The following is an 18,615-nucleotide window of genomic DNA, read 5'->3' as shown; positions in this document are numbered from 1 at the left end:
CAATTTACCTGCTTTCTAGATGTTGGGATTTGTTGTTATTTATAAATTGAATTGTTTATCTTGAGAAAAGCAACTTTTTCACTTTGCCTGTGCTCTCGAATTGACACAAGCAAGAGCACCCATCAAAACATTCGATTCTGGAGAAACCACTGTGGCCATTTGCTTGAGCGACTACAAACTCGTCATTACTTTTTCAGACAAAAAGCAAAAAATTGTCGACGTGCAGGCATCCCAGCACCTCAAGCTGGCGCCGGGTGCGCAGTTGGCCTTGGTCGAAACTGCCACGGGCAAGCCTCCTGCCAAGCTGCTTTACAAGCGCCAGGGCAATAAGTTGGTTTTGGAAATCGAAGGTGAAGGTGAAATCACCCAAGTGGTCGATTTTTACGACAGCAATGCCCAAGTCATGTCCAACCTGGTCTTGACTGAAACCAGTTTGCAGGCGTTGACGGCAGAACCTGCTGTGGCATGTGCGCCCGCAGCGGTAGCCGCCGCACCGGCACCCGCACCCGCACCTTCTGTGTTGGGCGGGTTGGCTTTTGGTGGATTTGCTGCTCTTTTGGGTGCGCAAACCACCGCTGCGCCGGCCGTGGCCGAAGTCATCGCCAACATCGTCGGTGGTCCTGTTCTGGCCGGTAATGACCTGGAGGCCACCATTTACAAAGCTGATGGCACAACGGTCTTGGGTAAAGGCACCATCCAGTCCGATGGCACAGTCAGAGTGAAGGTGGGCAGCTACACCGGTGTCGTCATTGTAAAGGTGCAAAACGACGGGGGCCCCACCGATACCGACGAGACCCCGGATTACATGGACGAAGCCACAGGTACTGGCAAAGACTTTGGTGATGCTGCGTTCTACAGCACTGGCGTGCTGGTTCAAGAAGGTGGCACGATTTACCTCAACGTCAACATCCTGACGGCACTTGCTCACTTCAAGGCCACCCAAATCGTTGGACCAGGCAATAGCCTGGATGCCGCAACGGTCAAGAACGTCAACGCCGCGATTGCTCAGGCCTTTGGTCTGGATGATCTCACGGGCGAGGAAATCAAGACCACGGTGGATCAAGCGGGTGGCGAAACAAGTCAAACCTCCAACGTCTACGGCCAGATTCTGGCGGCGTTGTCGGGCGCTGACCAAAACAATGGCGGTGACATCCAGCAGACCCTGGAAGATTTGGCTGCTGGCATCACCATCAGCGGAAACACCGCCACCCTTGAATCGGCCGCACTGAACATCCTGATTGAAGGCGCCCAAGCGGCTGACCCCGACAACGCGTTAGGTTTGGTCGACAAAATGTCCGACGCCACCACGCTCATCTCGGCATCGGTCAGCATCGACACCGTGGGCGGTGACAACTATGTCAACCTGAGTGAGCAATCTGAGGGTGTAATCATCACCGGTACCTGCGCCGCTGGCGCCGTTGTGACCCTGGGCCTTGGGTCCAACAGCGGCACGGCCACGGTCAATGGCACTACCTGGCGCTATATCCTTACTCAGTCAGACATCGACGCCATGGGGCAGGGCGCAGACACTTTGCGGGTTTCCGCAACGCTCAATGGGGCCAGCAGCACTGCGTCGCGGGGCATTTACATCGACACCCAGGCCCCGGCAACGCCCACCGTTGATGCTCTCCTCAGCAATGACACCACCCCCACCCTCACGGGCACCGCTTTTTTGGCGGTGGGTGAGACGCTCAATGTCACGGTCAACGGTGCCACCTACGCCGTGGTGCCTGACAGCAACACGGGCCAGTGGCGTTTGGATTTGGGCACCGCCACGCCCATCGGCGGAGCGTTGGGCAGCCTGACAGACGGACAGACCTACCAGGTCGTGGTCACGGTCACCGATGCTGCTGGCAACCAGACCGCTGACACCAGCAGCAACGAGCTGCGCATCGACACCACCGCCCCCACTCTGGCCATCAATGCCATTTCAGGCGGTCACATCAACAACGCTGAAGACGAGTCGCCCCTCTCGGTCAGCGGCACCAGCAACGCCGAAGACGGTCAAGTCGTCACCGTCACGCTGGGCGGCCGCACTTACACCGCCACGGTGGCTTCGGGTGTTTGGAGCACCTCTGTGTCCAGTGCCGACATCAAGGCACTGACCGAAGGCACTGTGAATTTGACCGCTGAAGTGACCGATGCCGCGGGCAATGCGGCCACGCAAGCCACGCAAAGCTTTGTGTACGACCGTACCGCGCCCGCCACCCCAGCAGCTCTCAGCGACTACACAGACAATGTGGGCGCCATCCAAAACGCGGCCAGCACCGCGGCCACCAGTGACGACGCGCGTCCTGGCCTTCGTGTGGGGGACAACCTCACCGACACGCCAAAGCTGTATGTGAACGGTGTGTTCACGGCCGCCACCTATGACGCCAGCACGGGCACGCTCACCCCCAACAACCCGCTGCCCGACGGCGCCCACCTGCTGACCTACAGCTTGACGGACGCGGCGGGCAACGAAAGCCCTCAAAGCGCGGCCCTGTCCCTCACCGTGGACACCACCGCACCTTCTACTCCGGCAGCGCCTGCGGCTTACACCGACGACGCGGGGATTCTTCAAAACGTCGCCAGCACAGCGCCCATCACCGACGATGTTCGCCCCGGCATCCGCATCCCCACCAACCTCACCGACACGCCCAAGCTGTACGTGAACGGTGTGTACACGGCTGCCAGCTACAACGCCAGCACAGGCACGCTCACCCCTGACAGCGCCTTGCCGGATGGTGTTCACCAGTTCACCTACACCCTTACCGACGTGGCTGGTAACGAAAGTGCCCAAAGTACTGCTTTGAATGTCACTGTTGATACCTCGGCCCCCGGTACTCCTGCGGCTGCGCCAGACCTGCCTGCCAGCACCGATACGGGTGCGAGCAACAGCGACAACATCACCTACAACAACCGCCCCGGTTTGCAAGTGGGCTCACCACTGCCAGTGGGGGTCACCAAAATTGACCTCTTGGTTGATGGGCAAGTGGTTGTCGCCGTGTACGACCCCCAAACAGGGTTGTTACAACCGGCATCCCCACTGACCGATGGCAGCCATGCCATCACCTACCGGTACACCGACGCCGCAGGCAACCAAAGCGGAACCAGCCCCGTCTTGAACCTGACCATTGACACTGTGGCGCCGAGCACACCGTCGTCAGCCCCCGACCTGCTGGCCAGCGACGACAGTGGCGTCAGCAACAGCGACAACAACACCAGCAACAACCGTCCGGTACTGCAAGTGGGCGCGCTGCCCAGCGGTGTCACAGGCATTGAACTGCTGGTCGATGGGCAAAAGGTCGCTGCCACTTACGACAGCCAAACGGGAGAAATTCGCCCCGACACTGCGCTGACCAATGGCGTGCACGCTGTGACCTACCGTTACCTGGACCTTGCAGGCAACGCCAGCAATGCCAGCGACCCCATCAGCTTGACCGTTGACACCATCGCCCCACTCAACGCGGCCATCACCATGGCGGCCGCAGGTGGCATCAGTGGCACGTTCGAGCCGGGCACCACCTTGGCCCTCACCATTGCGGGCCATGCCGTCACGGGCACCATCCTTACCAACAGCAATGGCACTTGGCAATATGTGCCGACCTCCAGCGAATTGACGGCTTTGCGGCTCGTGGGCACCAAAGAACTGCTGCTGACGGCCACCGACACCGCAGGCAACATGGCCAGCGACAGCAAAACCGTCACTGCAGACGACTTCTCAGGGCCTTACATCAAAGAATTCATTCCCGCCGATGGCGGCGTGCTTGCCAATGCCGTCAATGGCACCGCCACACTGAACCTGGTGTTCTCCAAAGATGTGGTCAAGGGCGCAGGCAACATCCAATTGTTTGAAGTGGGCAACGCCAACGCGATTGAAAGCATCGCTGTCACAGACCCTCGCGTGGTGATCCAACCTGGCGGCGACGTCTACATCACACTGCCAGGCCTGACCACCGGCCGGCAGTATTACGTCACGTTGGCTGCAGGCACCTTTGTAGATTTGGCAGGCGAAGCCTTTGTTGGCCGAGTGCAGACAGATACAGCTGGCTGGGACTTCACTGCCGCTGCCGCCTCCATTGCGCCCAACTTTGTGGCCGGTGACGACCTCATCAACATCGCTGAAAATGCTGCAACGGTGAACATCACCGGTAAAGTGGTCAGCAGCGCGGCCATCCTGGCAGACATCCGCACCACCGATCTGACAGTGTCTGTATCAGTCCCTGTAGGCAACACTGCGGTCACTGCCACGGTGGTCAGCTACAACACCACCACCGGTGAATTCGTCTTCTCTGTCCCCGCCAGTGCCTGGGCCGAAGGCACCTACGACTACACCGTCACCCTGGCAGGCAACAGCGGCGGTGTTCCAATCAACGCCAGTTACCAATTCAATGACTTGGGCGTGGACCTGACCGCCCCCACCATGACCGCCAGCGTGCAAGGCGCGCAAGACAACGTGGGCAGCATCATTGGTAACGTCTGGGCCAGCAGCAACACGGCGCTCAGCGACGACACCAGCCCCACCCTGAGCGGCACGCTCAGCGCCGCACTCAGCGGCGACGCCCGCGTGGTGGTGTACCGCCAAGACGTCACCGGCACCCCTGGTGCGCTGGTGCGCGTGACAGGCAGCGAGGGCTTGAAGCCTGCGGACACCGCCTGGAGCCTGACCGACAGCGGTCTGGTCAACGGGCACACCTACAAATACCTGGCCTATGTGGAAGACGCTGCAGGCAACCGCAGTCCAGCGGGTGATTTCAAAACTCTGTTGATCGACACCCAGGCGCCGCAAGCCAGCGTGACGGCGGCCAGCCTGAGTGCCGACACGGGCATCAGCGCCACCGACTGGATCACCAACGTGGCCAGCCAAACCATCAGCGGCACACTCAGCCATGCCTTGTTCAGCGGAGAAAAACTGCTGGCCTCCGTCAATGGGGGTGTTTCTTGGCTCGACATCACCACCAGCGTCACGGGCACAGCCATCACCTGGGCAGGGGTGAACTTACCTGCGGGTTCGGGCAGTGTGTTGTTCAAAGCCGTCGATCCTGCAGGCAACGAAGGAACGCTGGGTACTTTTAACGCGACACTGGACACAACAGCCCCTGACGCCCCCACGGCCGCCCCAGATCTGAAACCCATTGAAGACAGCGGTGCCAGCACCAGCGACAACATCACCCAAACCAACCGTCCTGCGCTGGATGTGGGGGCACTGCCCGCAGGCGTCACGGGCGTTGAACTCTTGGTCAACGGCCAGCGGGTGGCCGCCAGTTACGACAGCCAAACCGAAACCCTGCATCCCACGCAGACCTTGGCGGATGGCGACTACACCGTCAGCTACCGCTACACCGATGCCGCAGGCAACCAGAGCGGCACCAGCTCCGCACTGAACCTGACCGTTGACACCACAGCCCCCACGTCGATTCAAGGCATTGCTCTCAGCGCCGACACTGGCATCTCCGCCACCGACTTGGTGACGAATGTCGCTGCGCAAACCATCACAGCCACGCTGGGCGCGACCTTGGGCACCGGCGAAAAGGTTTACGGCTCGCTGGACGGTGGCAGCACCTGGACGGACATCACCAGCCAAGTCAACGGCTCAGCGATCAGCTGGGCAGGCGTCACCTTGTTGGGCACCAACAGCATCAAGCTGCAGGTGCGCGATACCGCAGGCAACGTGGGCACCACGGCCACACAGGCGTACACGCTCGACACCACAGGCCCCAGCATCACCTTGAGCGCCATCGACATCAGCGCTGACACCGGTACGTCGGCCACAGACTTCGAGACCCAGACGGCGGCGCAAACCGTCACCGCCACCCTCAGTGCGGCATTGGCCACAGGCGAAGCCGTGTTCGGCTCGGTGGACGGCGGCAGCACCTGGGTCAACATCACCAGCAAAGTGACGGGCACCGCCCTCAGCTGGGATGGCGCTACCTTGTCGGGCACCAGCAGCCTGAAGCTGCAGGTGCGCGATGCGGCCGGCAACGCCGCGCCCACTGCCACCCAGGCCTACACGCTGGACAGCACAGCGCCCACCACAACGGTCAGTGGCTTGGGTCTGAGTGCCGACACCGACACGCCGGGCGACTTCATCACCAAGACTGCGGCGCAAACCATCACCGGCACGCTGAGTGCAGCTCTGGCCACAGGTGAAGCGCTTTACGGCTCGGTGGACGGTGGTGCCACCTGGGCCAACATCACCAACAAAGTGACCGGCACCGCGCTCAGCTGGGACAGTGTCACCTTGTCGGGCATCAGCAGCCTCCAGCTGCAAGTGCGCGATGCAGCGGGCAATGTCGGTGCCACCACCGCACAAAACTACACGCTCGAATCCAGCGCTGTGCCACTGAATTTGTCGGATATCGCCGCAGGCATTGGCGGCTTTGTGATCAATGGGCAGGGCGCTTCTGACAACAGCGGCAACAGCGTGGCGAGCGCGGGCGATGTCAATGGCGACGGCTTAACTGATTTGATCGTAGGAGCTTTTATCAGTGATCCGATTGCAGGCCTCAATGCGGGCCGCAGTTATGTGGTGTTCGGCAAAACGGGCATGACCGCTGTGGATCTCTCAGCCGTCGCGGCAGGTAACGGTGGCTTTGTGATCAACGGACAGGCTGCGGGTGACAACAGCGGCAACAGCGTTGCGAGCGCGGGGGATGTCAACGGTGACGGCCTGAGCGATCTGATTGTGGGCGCCAGGAGCAGCGACCCGACTGCAGGTGCCGATGCGGGCCGCAGTTACGTGGTGTTCGGCAAAACGGGCACCACCGGTGTGGACCTCTCTGCCGTGGCTGCAGGCAACGGCGGCTTCGTCATCAATGGCCAATCCATTGCCGAGAACAGCGGCTGGAGTGTGGCGAATGCAGGGGATGTCGATGGTGACGGACTGAGTGATCTCATCGTAGGCGCTAATTTCAGTGATCCGATTGCAGGCCTCAATGCGGGCCGCAGCTATGTGGTGTTTGGTAAAACGAGCACCTCCGGTATAGACCTGTCGGCCGTGGCGGCTGGCAATGGCGGCTTTGTGATCAATGGGCAGTGTCTTTACGATCAAAGTGGCAACAGCGTTGCGAGCGCGGGGGATGTCAACGGCGACGGGCTGAGCGATCTCATCGTGGGCGCTACGGTAAGCGACCCGGTTGCGGGCGCCAATGCGGGCCGCACTTACGTGATTTTCGGTAAAACGGGCACAACCGGTGTGGACCTTTCGGCTGTCGCGGCAGGCAGCGGCGGCTTTGTCATCAACGGGCAATGCGATAACGATCAAAGTGGCGTCAGCGTCGCGAGTGTGGGGGATGTCAATGGCGACGGGCTGAGTGATCTCATCATGGGCGCTCCGCTAAGCGACCCGACTGCAGGTGCCGCTGCGGGCCGCACTTATGTGGTGTTCGGTAAAACGAGCATGTCCGGTGTGGACCTCTCTGCCGTAGCTGCTGGCAATGGCGGCTTTGTCATCAACGGGCAGTGTGCAAACGACTATAGCGGCTTCAGCGTGACGAGCGCGGGTGATGTCAACGGCGATGGACTCGCTGATACGCTCTTGGGGGCCAGATTTGGCAGCGCGTTTGCTGGGCGCAGCTACGTGGTGTTTGGCAAAACGGGCACTTCTGACATAGACCTGTCGGCCGTGGCTGCAGGCAACGGCGGCTTTGTCATCAACGGGCAGTGTGGTAACGATTACAGCGGTGTGAGTGTTGCGAGCGCAGGGGATGTCAACGGTGACGGTCTGACCGACCTGATCGTGGGAGCCATGAACAGCCGTACGGCAGCAGGGGGCTTTGCAGGCCGCAGCTACGTCATCTTTGGCAGCACCAGCGGTTCGTTCAGCGAGACGACAGTGGACTGGCTGGGCACCGATGCCAACGAAATGCAAAGCGATGGCGGCGTGGCCAAGACCCTGGTGGCCGGTGCGGGCAACGACACGCTGACCGCCACAGCGGCCAGTGTGTTGTATGGCGGTGCGGGCGATGACAGCTTTGTCATTGACCAGGCCATGATCACGGCGCTGCAAAGCACCATGGGCAGTGGCGGCAATGTGGCGCAGCTGGCGCGCATTGATGGCGGCACAGGCAAGGACACCATCACCTTGACTGGCACGGGCTTGACACTGGACCTGACCCAGGTGGCCAGCCAGGCGGCCAGCAACACCACGGGCAGCAGCCGCATCAACAGTGTGGAGGTGATCGACATCACCGGCAGTGGCAACAACGCGCTCAAGCTCAACCTGTTTGATGTGCTGGACATGGGTTCAGCCAACATTTTCGAGGCGACCGGGCGTCAGCAACTCATGGTCAAGGGCGATGCCGGTGACCAGATGCAATTTGGCGATGCGCTGGAGTGGGTGAAGGCTTCAACGGTCAACCTGGGCGGTGCCAACTACACCGTGCTCAACCACAAGACCAGCCTGGCCACGGTGTATGTGAGCGCGGCCGTCAGCTTGGTGGGTCTGTACGAGCCTGTTGAGTTGAGTGCCATCGCCGCAGGCAACGGCGGCTTTGTGATCAACGGGCAGGCTGCGGGTGACAACAGCGGCTACAGCGTCGCCAGCGCGGGCGATGTCAACGGGGACGGCCTGACCGACCTGATCGTGGGGGCCCCGAGGTCAGGCAACGCTGCGGGCCGCAGCTATGTGGTCTTCGGTAAAACGGGCAACTCCGGTGTGGACCTGGCGGCCGTGGCGTCAGGCGTGGGTGGCTTTGCCCTTACTGGGCAGAGCGCCGGGGATAGCAGTGGCATCAGTGTCGCCAGTGCGGGTGATGTCAACGGGGACGGCCTGGCCGACCTGATTGTCGGTGCCATGTATCACTATCCAAGTGGTGTGCTGGTGGCAGGTCGCAGTTACGTGGTGTTTGGAAAAACCAGCACGGCTGGGGTTTCCCTGGGGGCCGTGGCGGCGGGCAATGGCGGCTTTGTCATCAACGGGCAGTGTGCATACGACTACAGTGGCCGGATTGTTGCCAGCGCGGGCGATGTCAACGGTGACGGCCTGGTTGACATGATCGTGAGTACTACGGAGACCGGAGGCACCACTCCCCTCCGCAGCTATGTGGTGTTTGGCAAAACCGGCACGGCCGGGGTGGACTTGTCGGCTGTGGCGGCAGGCAGCGGCGGCTTTGTCATCAACGGGCAGTGTGCGGGCGATTCTAGTGGCCGGGGCTTTGCAAGTGCAGGGGATGTCAATGGCGATGGCTTGGCGGATCTGGTCGTGGGTGCCCCCGTTTCAAGTTTGCAGGCGGGCCGTAGTTATGTGGTGTTCGGTAAAACGGGCACGACCAGCGTGGACCTGTCGGCCGTGGCGGCGGGCAATGGTGGTTTTGTCATCCAAGGGCAGTGCAATTCTGACTACAGCGGTTTCAGTGTTGCCAACGCAGGGGATGTCAACGGCGATGGCTTGGCCGATTTGATTGTGGGAGCCAATACGAGCAGCCCGGCTGCAGGTCAAGCGGCTGGACGCAGTTACGTGGTGTTTGGCAAAACGGGCACGAGCGGTGTGGACCTGTCGGCCGTGGCGGCAGGCAGCGGCGGCTTTGTGATCAATGGGCAATGTGCGAGCGACTTGAGTGGTCACAGTGTCGCCAGCGCGGGCGATGTCAACGGCGACGGCTTGGCCGACTTGATCGTGGGTGCCTGGCGAAGCGACCCCACTGCAGGCGTCAATGCAGGCCGCAGTTATGTGGTGTTTGGTAAAACCGGCACGGTCGGGGTAGACCTTTCGGCTGTGGCGGAAGGCCGTGGCGGATTCGTCATCAACGGTCAGAGTGACGGCGATGAGAGTGGCTCAAGCGTCGCCAGTGCAGGAGATGTCAACGGTGACGGTCTGGCCGACCTGATCGTAGGCGCTCCTCTAAGCGATCCGATGTATGGGACCGGTGCGGGCCGCAGCTACGTGATTTTTGGCAGCACCAGCGGCGCCTTCAGCCAGACTGCCGTGGACTGGCTGGGCACCGATGCCAACGAAATGCAAAGCGATGGCGGCGTGGCCAAGACCCTGGTGGCCGGTGCGGGCAACGACACGCTGACCGCCACAGCGGCCAGCGTGCTTTATGGCGGTGCGGGCGATGACAGCTTTGTCATTGACCAGGCCATGATCACCGCGTTGCAAAGCGCCATGGGCAGCGGCGGCAATGTGGCGCAGCTGGCGCGCATTGATGGCGGCACAGGCAAGGACACCATCACCTTGACTGGCACGGACTTGACACTGGACCTGACCCAGGTGGCCAGCCAGGCGGCCAGCAACACCACGGGCAGCAGCCGCATCAACAGTGTGGAGGTGATCGACATCACCGGCAGTGGCAACAACGCGCTCAAGCTCAACCTGTTTGATGTGCTGGACATGGGTTCAGCCAACATTTTCGAGGCGACCGGGCGTCAGCAACTCATGGTCAAGGGCAATGCCGGCGACACGGTGGACCTGAACGGCGATGGTGCCGGTACGGCGGGCTGGACGCAGGGTACGGCGGTGAGTTTGAGCAGCGTCAGCTACGACGTGTGGAACCACGACACCAGTTTGGCCACGCTGTACGTGAGCCAGGGAGCCTTTGTCGTTTGAGCGGCGTTCAGGCATTCAACGCGGGCAATGCCGCTTGGCGGCAGGGGGACTGGGCGCAAGCCCTGGCCGCTTACGGCGAGGCGGTGGCTCAAGCCCCAGCCCTGGCCGTTGCCCATTTGGGGCGTGCCCGTTGCCTGGTCAAGCTGGGGGACTGGGGCAGCGCACGCGAGGCTTTTGCCACTGTGTTGCGGCTGGAGCCTGCCCATTACAGCGCTTGGCTGGAGGCAGGGCATTTGTGCCGCCAAATGGGCGAGTTGCATCAGGCGGCAGGCGCTTACCAGCGGGCGATCCATGCCGAGCCGATGCGCCATGAGGCTTATCTGGGCATGGCGCGGGTTTTGCCCATGCTGGGGCAGGCCGAGTTGGGTGAGCAGGCTTTTGCCGATGCGCTGCAGCAACTGGCTCACAGCCAGCCCGAGAGCGAACGCGCAGTCAAGCTGGCCGAGGCTGCCCATCGCATGGGCCAGTACCGGCTGGAGCAAGGCGATGCCGTGGGCGCGGTGCGTGCGTTGCAACGTGGCTTGCTGGCCTTGGGTGAGGTGCCTGGTGATGCGCCTGATGAGCCGCTGCTGGACTTGCGTGCAGAGGTGCAAATGGACTTGGGCGAAGCCTTGTGGCGCCTGGGGCAGCAGGGTGCAGCCCTGGCCGCGTTGACAGCGGCATCCCACGCCCGATCAGAAACCACCTTGGCCCGTTTGGGGGCCTTGAGTTTTCGCTTCAATTTGTGGCAGGAAGCGTTGGCAGTGTTGCGCCGCAATGCCGAGATGCACCCGCAAAGTGCCATCGCGCAATGGAACCTGGCCCATCTGCTGGCTGAGTGCTGGCAGATGGAAGAAGCTGAGCGTGTGTTGCAGCAGGCTGAGGCGCTGGCTCCTATGCCGGGTGCCCGGAGCATGCGTGCGTCGATGGCCGGGCGACGTGGCGATGCTGACACAGCGCTGGCCATTTACCGTGAACTGGCTGCAGAGGAAGGCGGAGCAAGCTATGCGTCCAGTGCGGCCATGTCTTCGCTTTACAGTGACAGTTTGAGTGCGCAGGCGGTGGCCGACTTGCACCGGCAGTTGTTTGCGCCGCTGGGCGTGGGCGCCCGCACCCGCGAGAGTTTTGTGCGCACCCCCCTGGCGGGCAGGCGGCTGCGCTTGGGTATTGTGTCGGCAGATTTTCATCACCAGCATCCGGTCAACATCTTCATGCAGCCGGTGTTGCGTGAACTGGACCGCAGCCGTTTTGAGGTGTTTGTTTATTTCAACGGCGTGAGCTACGACGATCAGACCCGTCTGGCACAGCAGCGCGTGGCGCACTGGGTGGAGGTGACCACGCTCAATGACGCCCAGCTGGCCAAGCGCATCGATGCCGATGAGATCGATGTGTTGCTGGACCTGGCCGGACACACGGGCCAGCAGCGCATGCGCCTGTTCGCCCAAAGGGCGGCACCGGTGCAGGTGACTTATCTGGGTTACCCCGGCTCCACAGGGGTGCCGAATGTGGACTGGATTTTGGGCGACCCGGTGGTGACGCCCGAGGCTGACGATGCCCTGTGCTCCGAGCGCGTTTGGCGCTTGCCGCATCTGGTGTTTTGTTATGCGCCCGAGGCCGACTACCCGTTCCCGGTCATGACCGATGACTGGGCCAGCCGACCATTGACTTTTGCGTCCTTCAACAATGTGCCCAAGCTGACCCCGCACACTTTGCGCTTGTGGGCCCGGGTGATGGCGGCGGTGCCCGATGCACGCCTGTTGCTCAAGGCTCCCAGCTTTGGCGACACCAGCGCGGTGGCCGCGTTCAGCGAGCGGTTGTTGGCCTTGGGCGTGGACCTGGGGCGGGTGGAGTTTCGAGGGCCTACGGGCTTGAGCGACATGATGGCCGAATACGCCGACGTGGACATCGCGCTGGACCCCACACCCTACAACGGCGGCACGACCAGCCTACAGGCGATGTGGATGGGGGTGCCGGTGATCACGCTGGCGGGCGAGCACTTTGTCTCGCGCATGGGCGCGAGCTTCATGACGGCTGCAGGCTTGCCCGAGTGGGTAGCCAGCGACGACGAAGGTTATGTGCGCGTTGCGCTGCAGATGGCACAAGACAGGGCAGCCTTGTTGGCGCTGAAACTGGGCTTGCGCGAGCGGCTCAAAGCTCGGCTTGGCTGGGACGTGGTGGCGCACACACGCGCAATGGAAAGGGCGTTTGATGAGATGGTGAATGCGTGACGTGCCGAACTTTGTGCTGTCGGCAGTGGGAGAGTTTTGCCCAGCCGATGCCTGCATTCGGCGAGTGGACAAGTACCGCTTCAAAATTCAGTCCCGCCATGCCGCAGCGTTATCCTTGTTCACCCACCGGCGGTCGCTGGAGTTGGTGCTCAATGAACCCTTGGTGAAGTCGTTTCAATGGGCGATCTCCTCGGGCGATACACAGTCGTTGTTCACTTACGCAGAGAACCTACGCCAGCAAGTCGCAGTCCACTTGGCAGGTCGTGATGCCGAAACCGAAGTGATCATCAATTTGTCTTGAATTTTTACCTGTAGGAGCTTGTTTGCAAGCGATATTCGCGTCGCCCATGTCGCCCCAGTCGGGCTTCAGCGTGTAGCGTTTCCCGGGCTACATGTGGCCACGTCCTTCGGTGAGGCTACTTGCAAGCTGATTGACTTCTCGGATGAGTTGACTAAGTTTCATGCGATCAACAATGTCATTCTGGGTGTAAAAGCCATGCTTTTGGGGCCGCCCAGTGCTCTTACCACCATGCATTCGACACCGGCCGTTTTGCATAGGGAAGTTCAGGCATGGATTGCCAGTTGTGCGGCAATGTGCGCCGCAGCGGTCTTGCATGGGGTTTCCTCTCATGAGGGTTGTCCTCCCCCTGAGTTAACCGTGCCGACGACAGCCTGCCCCCCGGCACCCACGTTGACGTGTTGAACCAGAATGTGTTGGCGTTTTTCGTCCCGCACACGATGAAGCACAGCCATGGCCCCTTGGTAAGCGGAGCTGGCCTTGATTGCCGCATTCACATATTTGACCGAATGATCGGTGTCTTGCATCAGATTGGCGCGGTGTAGCATTTTCATGCTCGCCTGATGGAGGCCAGCCATCTGGTGTGCCAACATCTTTTCGAGGCTGTTGCCAGCGTTGATGGTGTCGGCCGCATCCAAGGCCATGGCTGCGATGTCTGTGCCCATTTGGGTTAGCAGTTCAGTTCGATGGCTTGAGGCTTCCAGAGCGGCAACGGTGGGCTCGGTCAAGGTGTTGACCAGTCCCCCGTGCTTTTGATCGATGGCTTCATGACCGCTGCCGAGTTTGACGTGTGGTACCAGTGCAGCCAAGTCTTCTGACATCAATGAGCCGCTGACCAAGGTGTACTGTTGCTCATCTGGACTGAGATGAACTTCTCGTTGACCAGTCAATAAATCGCAATGTAGTTGATCGCGGCGACGTTTGGCCTTGAGCGAGCGTGAGGTGTTGTCGCGGCCTTCGCGAGTAACTTCAGCGCAGGGCCCGCATACTTGCGCGCTCTCGATGTGGCTGACACCGCCGCATGGGTTGCCGCAGATCGAGCATGTGCGTTCGCGGGTGTCATTGGCGCGCTTCATGCAGTGGCTCTAGGTGAAGAAGGTGCACCGAAATTTCGTTGTCCTACACAGTGAATCGCCCCGGGTTTTGAGGAGGCTCCACACTTTGAGAAGATGGAGCCATGAGCAAGAAATCGAACCGTTTTTCACCCGAAGTGCGCGAACGCGCTGTCCGCATGGTGCTCGAGCACCGTGGCGAGTACCCATCCCTTTGGGCCACCATTGAGTCCATTGCCCCCAAGATCGGGTGTGTGCCGCAAACCCTCAACGACTGGGTTCGCCAGCACGAGGTTGACGAAGGCATGCGCGATGGCGTCAGCTCTGATGAGCGCGCCCGCATCAAAGACCTCGAACGCGAAGTCAAGGAACTGCGCAAAGCCAACGAAATCCTCAAACTGGCGAGCGCTTTTTTTGCCCAGGCGGAGCTCGACCGCCGACTCAAGTCTTAAGGGACTTTGTTGATCAAAACCGTCACGCCTACGGGGTCGAGCCGATTTGCAACGTGCTGCAAATCGCCCCTTCTGGCTACAGGTGCCATGCTGCCCGCCAACGCAAGCCCGAGCTGCTTTGCGCCCGGACCAAACGCGATGAAGCCCTGATCCCGCAAATCCAAGCCGTCTGGCAGGCCAATATGCAGGTCTACGGCGCAGACAAGGTCTGGCACCAGATGAATCGTGAAGGAACCAAGGTGGCGCGCTGCACGGTCGAGCGGCTCATGAAGCGCATGGGATTGCACGGCGTTCGCCGGGGCAAGGTCGTGCAAACCACCGTCTCGGACAAAGCCGCGCCATGCCCGCTGGACCGGGTCAATCGCCAGTTCAAAGCAGAGCGTCCAAACCAACTGTGGGTGTCGGACTTCACCTATGTCAGCACCTGGCAGGGCTGGCAATACGTGGCCTTTGTGATCGACGTGTTTGCACGGCGCATCGTGGGCTGGCGGGTGAGCAGTTCGATGCGTACTGACTTTGTGTTGGATGCCCTGGAGCAAGCCTTGTTCGACAGACAACCTGAACGCTCAGATGCATTGATACATCACTCGGACAGGGGGTCTCAATATGTTTCCATTCTCTACACCGAACGCCTGGCCCAAGCTGGGATAGAGCCATCGGTGGGCAGCCGTGGCGACAGCTACGACAACGCGCTGGCCGAGACGATCAATGGGCTGTACAAGGCCGAATTGATACACCGCCGTGCACCCTGGAAAACCAAGGAGGCACTGGAACTGGCAACCCTGGAATGGGTGGCTTGGTTCAACCACCACCGACTGCTGAGCTCGATTGGGTATATTCCACCGGCTGAAGCTGAGGTGAACTACTACCGGCAGCTAGCCGGGAAGCACGAGACCGAGGTCTCAACTTAAACCAACTGGCCTCCACGAAACCCGGGGCGATTCAGTAGACACGCTTGTTCTGAGTTCAAGGTCTTCATTTTTCTCAGCCAGTGATTCCAGTCGATGAAATCACCATTGAGGTCATGCTCGTTCCAAGCGTCTTCGTATTGTTCTATGCTCATCATGCATCCTGGATGATTTGCCAGTGTAGATGAATCTTTTGGGGATTGTTCGGGCGGCCATGCGCCAACGCGCTGACTGAGCGGTGATTCAAATCGCAGCGCCTATCAGGGCGAAACTTGTCGTGGCAGTCTGTAAAGAGTCTGTAAGAGCCACAGACAAGAAAAAAGGCCAACCGGTGAAGGTTGGCCTTAGTTCGCTTGAAAACCGCATGGTTGCTGGGTTTCCGCTGATGGTGCCCGGGGCCGGACTCGAACCGGCACGCCTTGCGGCGGGGGATTTTGAGTCCCCTGAGTCTACCAATTTCACCACCCGGGCGGTATTTGTGAAGAACCGAATTATGGCACATTATTGGGATGATTTATCCAACCATTGAAGATGCGATTGGCAAAACACCTTTGGTGGCTTTGCAGCGTTTGGGTGCTGCCGACATGGCCGCGCGTGGCAACGTGATCTTGGGTAAGCTGGAGGGCAACAACCCGGCAGGTTCGGTGAAGGACCGACCTGCCTTGTCGATGATCCGCCGGGCCGAAGAGCGGGGCGAAATCAAGCCGGGCGATACCTTGATCGAGGCGACGTCCGGCAACACCGGTATTGCGCTGGCGATGGCTGCGGCCATCAAGGGCTACCGCATGGTCTTGATCATGCCCGAGGACCTGTCGATTGAACGTGCCCAGACCATGAAAGCCTTTGGTGCCGAGCTGATCCTCACACCCAAAAGCGGCGGCATGGAATACGCCCGCGATCTGGCTGACAACATGGCAGCACAGGGCAAGGGCCGCATCCTGGACCAGTTTGCCAATGCCGACAACCCACGCATCCATTACGAAACCACTGGCCCCGAAATTTGGGAACAAACCGGTGGCAAGGTCACCCACTTTGTCAGTGCCATGGGCACCACCGGCACCATCACGGGTGTGTCGCGGTTTTTGAAAGAAAAAAACCCGGCCATCCGCATCATCGGTGCCCAGCCCAGCGAGGGCTCGCGCATTCCGGGCATCCGAAAGTGGCCCCAGGAATACCTGCCCAAAATTTATGACCCCAGTCAGGTGGATGAGCTGATATATGTGAGCCAGAGCGACGCCGAGGAAACTTGCCGCCAGATGGCCCGCACCGAAGGCATTTTTGCCGGCATTTCCGCTGCGGGTGCTTGCTGGGTGGCCCAGCAGGTGGCCAAGACGGCGCAAGACGCGACCATCGTGTTCATCGTGTGTGATCGCGGTGACCGTTATTTGTCCACTGGCGTTTTTCCCGCCTGACCGGAGTTTTCATGGCTGAATACCGTTTTTGCCCCCAGTGCGCCAGTCCCCTGGCTTGGCTGTCGCAAATGGAGGACGGGGGAGAGACCATGCGCCTGCGTTGCACGGCCTGTGACTTCACGCATTGGAACAACCCGACTCCGGTGCTGGCGGGCATCGTGCAGGTGGGGGACCAGATTTTGCTGGCCCGCAATGCCGCATGGCCTGGGCGGCGTTTTGCGCTGATCACCGGCTTCATGGAAGCGGGCGAGACACCCGAGGACGGCATCAAACGCGAGATCGCCGAGGAAACGAACTTGAAGGTGTCGGCGCTCAAGTTGATCGGTGTGTACGACTTCCAGCGCATGAACCAGGTGATCATTGCCTACCATGCGGTGGCCGAAGGCGAAGTGCGTCTGTCGCCCGAGTTAGCCGAGTACAAGATGTTTGACTTCAATGATTTGATCTGCTGGCCAGCAGGCACCGGTTATGCCTTGGGCGACTGGTTGCGCACCATCGGTATCGAGCCGAAGTTCATGACATGGGAAGAGCGTGCCGCGCAAAGCCAGGAACAGAATCAGGACACATGATGCAGATCGACAAGGAAATCGATACCAGCGGCTTGAATTGCCCCCTGCCCATTTTGAAGGCGAAGAAAGCCCTGAACGACATGAGCAGCGGTCAGGTGCTCAAGGTGATCGCGACCGATCCGGGTGCGGCCCGCGATTTTGAGGCCTTTGCCCGGCAGACCGGCCACGAGCTGGTCATGCAAGAGAAGACCGAAACCCATTTTGTGTTCGGCCTCAAGCGGCGCTGATCCAATTTGTCACTGCGCTCGCGATGACGAGCTTGTCCTCAGGGTATGCGCCCTTGTCGGATCAGAGGCTCAAGCTTTTGAGGTAGTCGCGGAACGATGCGCCCACTTGCGGGTGTTGCATGGCCAGCTCCACCGTGGCTTCCAGAAAACCTTCCTTGCTACCGCAGTCATAGCGCTTGCCTTGGTACTGAAATGCGTAAACGGCTTCGCGCTGCATCAGTCGGGCGATTGCATCGGTCAGCTGGATTTCGCCGCCTACGCCGGTAGGTTGGTTGCGAATTTCCTCGAAGATGCCCGGCGTCAGGATGTAGCGGCCTGCTACGCCCATGCGCGAGGGGGCAATGTCTGGGTTGGGCTTTTCCACGATTTTTTCAACGCGGATCAGTTGTTTGCCTGCGGGCTCGCCTGCCACAATACCGTAGCGTTTGACGTGTTCGAGAGGCACCTCCTGCACGGCCAAGATCGAGCGGCCCTGCTGCGCATGCGCGGCCACCATTTGGCTCAGCACCGAAGGGCCGCCGTGCAAACCCACCATCAGGTCATCGGCCAGCAGCACGGCGAAGGGCTCGTTACCTACCATGGCTTCGGCGCACAACACCGCATGGCCCAAGCCCAGCGAGCGGTGCTGGCGAACGTAGGCGCAGACCATGTCGTCGGGCTGGACGGAACGTACCAAGGCCAGCAGTTCGTCCTTGTGCGCGGCTTCAAGTTCGTTTTCAAGTTCGTAAGCGGTGTCGAAATGGTCTTCGATGGCCCGTTTGCTGCGGCCTGTGACGAAAATCATGTGGCGCACGCCCGCGCTGTAAGCTTCCTCTACCGCATACTGGATCAAGGGTTTGTCGACCACCGGCAGCATTTCTTTGGGCGCGGCTTTGGTGGCAGGCAAAAAGCGTGTGCCCAAGCCGGCCACCGGGAACACGGCTTTGCGGATAACGTTGTGGCTCATGGTGGCGTCCTTGGTG

10 protein-coding genes, 1 tRNA gene and 1 other annotated feature are annotated in these 18,615 nt (G+C 60.5%); of the genes, 7 read left to right on the top strand and 4 right to left on the bottom strand.

What is annotated here, in order from left to right; genetic code table 11:
• Positions 1-151: 151 nt before the first annotated feature.
• Genes ACHEXL_RS09965 through ACHEXL_RS09955 form a run of 3 tightly spaced genes read left to right on the top strand, consistent with a single transcriptional unit; the run spans position 152 to position 13,036 of the window.
• Positions 152-10,528, top strand: a complete 10,377-nt coding sequence (locus ACHEXL_RS09965) for an Ig-like domain-containing protein (RefSeq protein WP_416559215.1) — start codon at positions 152-154, stop codon at positions 10,526-10,528.
• On the top strand, positions 10,525-12,735 hold the full coding sequence (locus ACHEXL_RS09960; RefSeq protein WP_416559213.1) for a tetratricopeptide repeat protein: 2,211 nt from the start codon (positions 10,525-10,527) through the stop codon (positions 12,733-12,735). Before ACHEXL_RS09965 ends, ACHEXL_RS09960 begins: the two co-directional genes overlap by 4 nt.
• Entirely contained in the window at positions 12,728-13,036 is a 309-nt protein-coding gene (locus ACHEXL_RS09955) for a hypothetical protein (RefSeq protein ID WP_416559211.1), read from the top strand. Before ACHEXL_RS09960 ends, ACHEXL_RS09955 begins: the two co-directional genes overlap by 8 nt.
• 87 nt (positions 13,037-13,123) lie before the next feature.
• On the opposite strand, the gene ACHEXL_RS09950 is transcribed toward ACHEXL_RS09955, so the two are convergent.
• Together ACHEXL_RS09950 and ACHEXL_RS09945 are read right to left on the bottom strand one after the other, a co-directional pair.
• Positions 13,124-13,351 carry an HGGxSTG domain-containing protein gene (locus ACHEXL_RS09950; RefSeq protein ID WP_416559209.1) on the bottom strand — a complete coding sequence of 76 codons (228 nt, stop codon included), beginning with the start codon at positions 13,349-13,351 and terminating at the stop codon, positions 13,124-13,126.
• Between the two features lie 11 nt (positions 13,352-13,362).
• A complete protein-coding gene (locus ACHEXL_RS09945) occupies positions 13,363-14,109 on the bottom strand; it encodes a hypothetical protein (protein ID WP_416559207.1) in 747 nt (248 codons plus the stop codon).
• Positions 14,110-14,210: 101 nt separating this feature from the next.
• On the opposite strand from ACHEXL_RS09945, the gene ACHEXL_RS09940 reads away from it, so the two are divergent.
• Positions 14,211-15,448, top strand: a protein-coding gene (locus ACHEXL_RS09940) for an IS3 family transposase (protein WP_416558777.1) whose coding sequence is annotated in 2 segments (ribosomal slippage) — positions 14,211-14,502 and positions 14,502-15,448 — 1,239 coding nt in all. Because the reading frame shifts where the segments join, the coding sequence is not laid out codon by codon here.
• Positions 14,492-14,608, top strand: a sequence feature (AL1L pseudoknot). Its footprint overlaps the gene before it by 117 nt.
• Positions 15,449-15,831: 383 nt before the next feature.
• Here the strand turns inward: ACHEXL_RS09940 and ACHEXL_RS09935 are convergent.
• A tRNA-Leu gene (locus ACHEXL_RS09935) sits at positions 15,832-15,916 on the bottom strand.
• Between the two features lie 38 nt (positions 15,917-15,954).
• Between ACHEXL_RS09935 and cysM the strand changes: the two genes are divergently transcribed.
• From cysM to ACHEXL_RS09920, 3 genes are read left to right on the top strand one after another with little or no spacing between them, the layout of a single operon-like run.
• Positions 15,955-16,857 (top strand): cysteine synthase CysM, encoded by a 903-nt coding sequence (gene cysM / locus ACHEXL_RS09930; protein ID WP_416559205.1) that lies wholly within the window; start codon positions 15,955-15,957, stop codon positions 16,855-16,857.
• Positions 16,858-16,868: 11 nt separating this feature from the next.
• On the top strand, positions 16,869-17,426 hold the full coding sequence (locus tag ACHEXL_RS09925; RefSeq protein ID WP_416559203.1) for an NUDIX hydrolase: 558 nt from the start codon (positions 16,869-16,871) through the stop codon (positions 17,424-17,426).
• Complete coding sequence (locus ACHEXL_RS09920) at positions 17,426-17,653, top strand: sulfurtransferase TusA family protein (protein ID WP_416561338.1); 228 nt, start codon at positions 17,426-17,428, stop codon at positions 17,651-17,653. The genes ACHEXL_RS09925 and ACHEXL_RS09920 overlap by 1 nt, the downstream gene beginning before the upstream one ends.
• Positions 17,654-17,714: 61 nt before the next feature.
• Here the strand turns inward: ACHEXL_RS09920 and galU are convergent, their stop codons facing one another.
• A complete protein-coding gene (gene galU, locus ACHEXL_RS09915; RefSeq protein ID WP_416559201.1) occupies positions 17,715-18,599 on the bottom strand; it encodes a UTP--glucose-1-phosphate uridylyltransferase GalU in 885 nt (294 codons plus the stop codon).
• Between the last annotated feature and the right edge of the window lie 16 nt (positions 18,600-18,615).

It is taken from the genome of Limnohabitans sp. YIMB22184, from assembly GCF_048020265.1.
Lineage (GTDB): Bacteria > Pseudomonadota > Gammaproteobacteria > Burkholderiales > Burkholderiaceae_C > Limnohabitans_A.
Note: the sequence above shows the minus strand (reverse complement) of the source record. Positions and strands in the feature narration are given on the sequence as shown.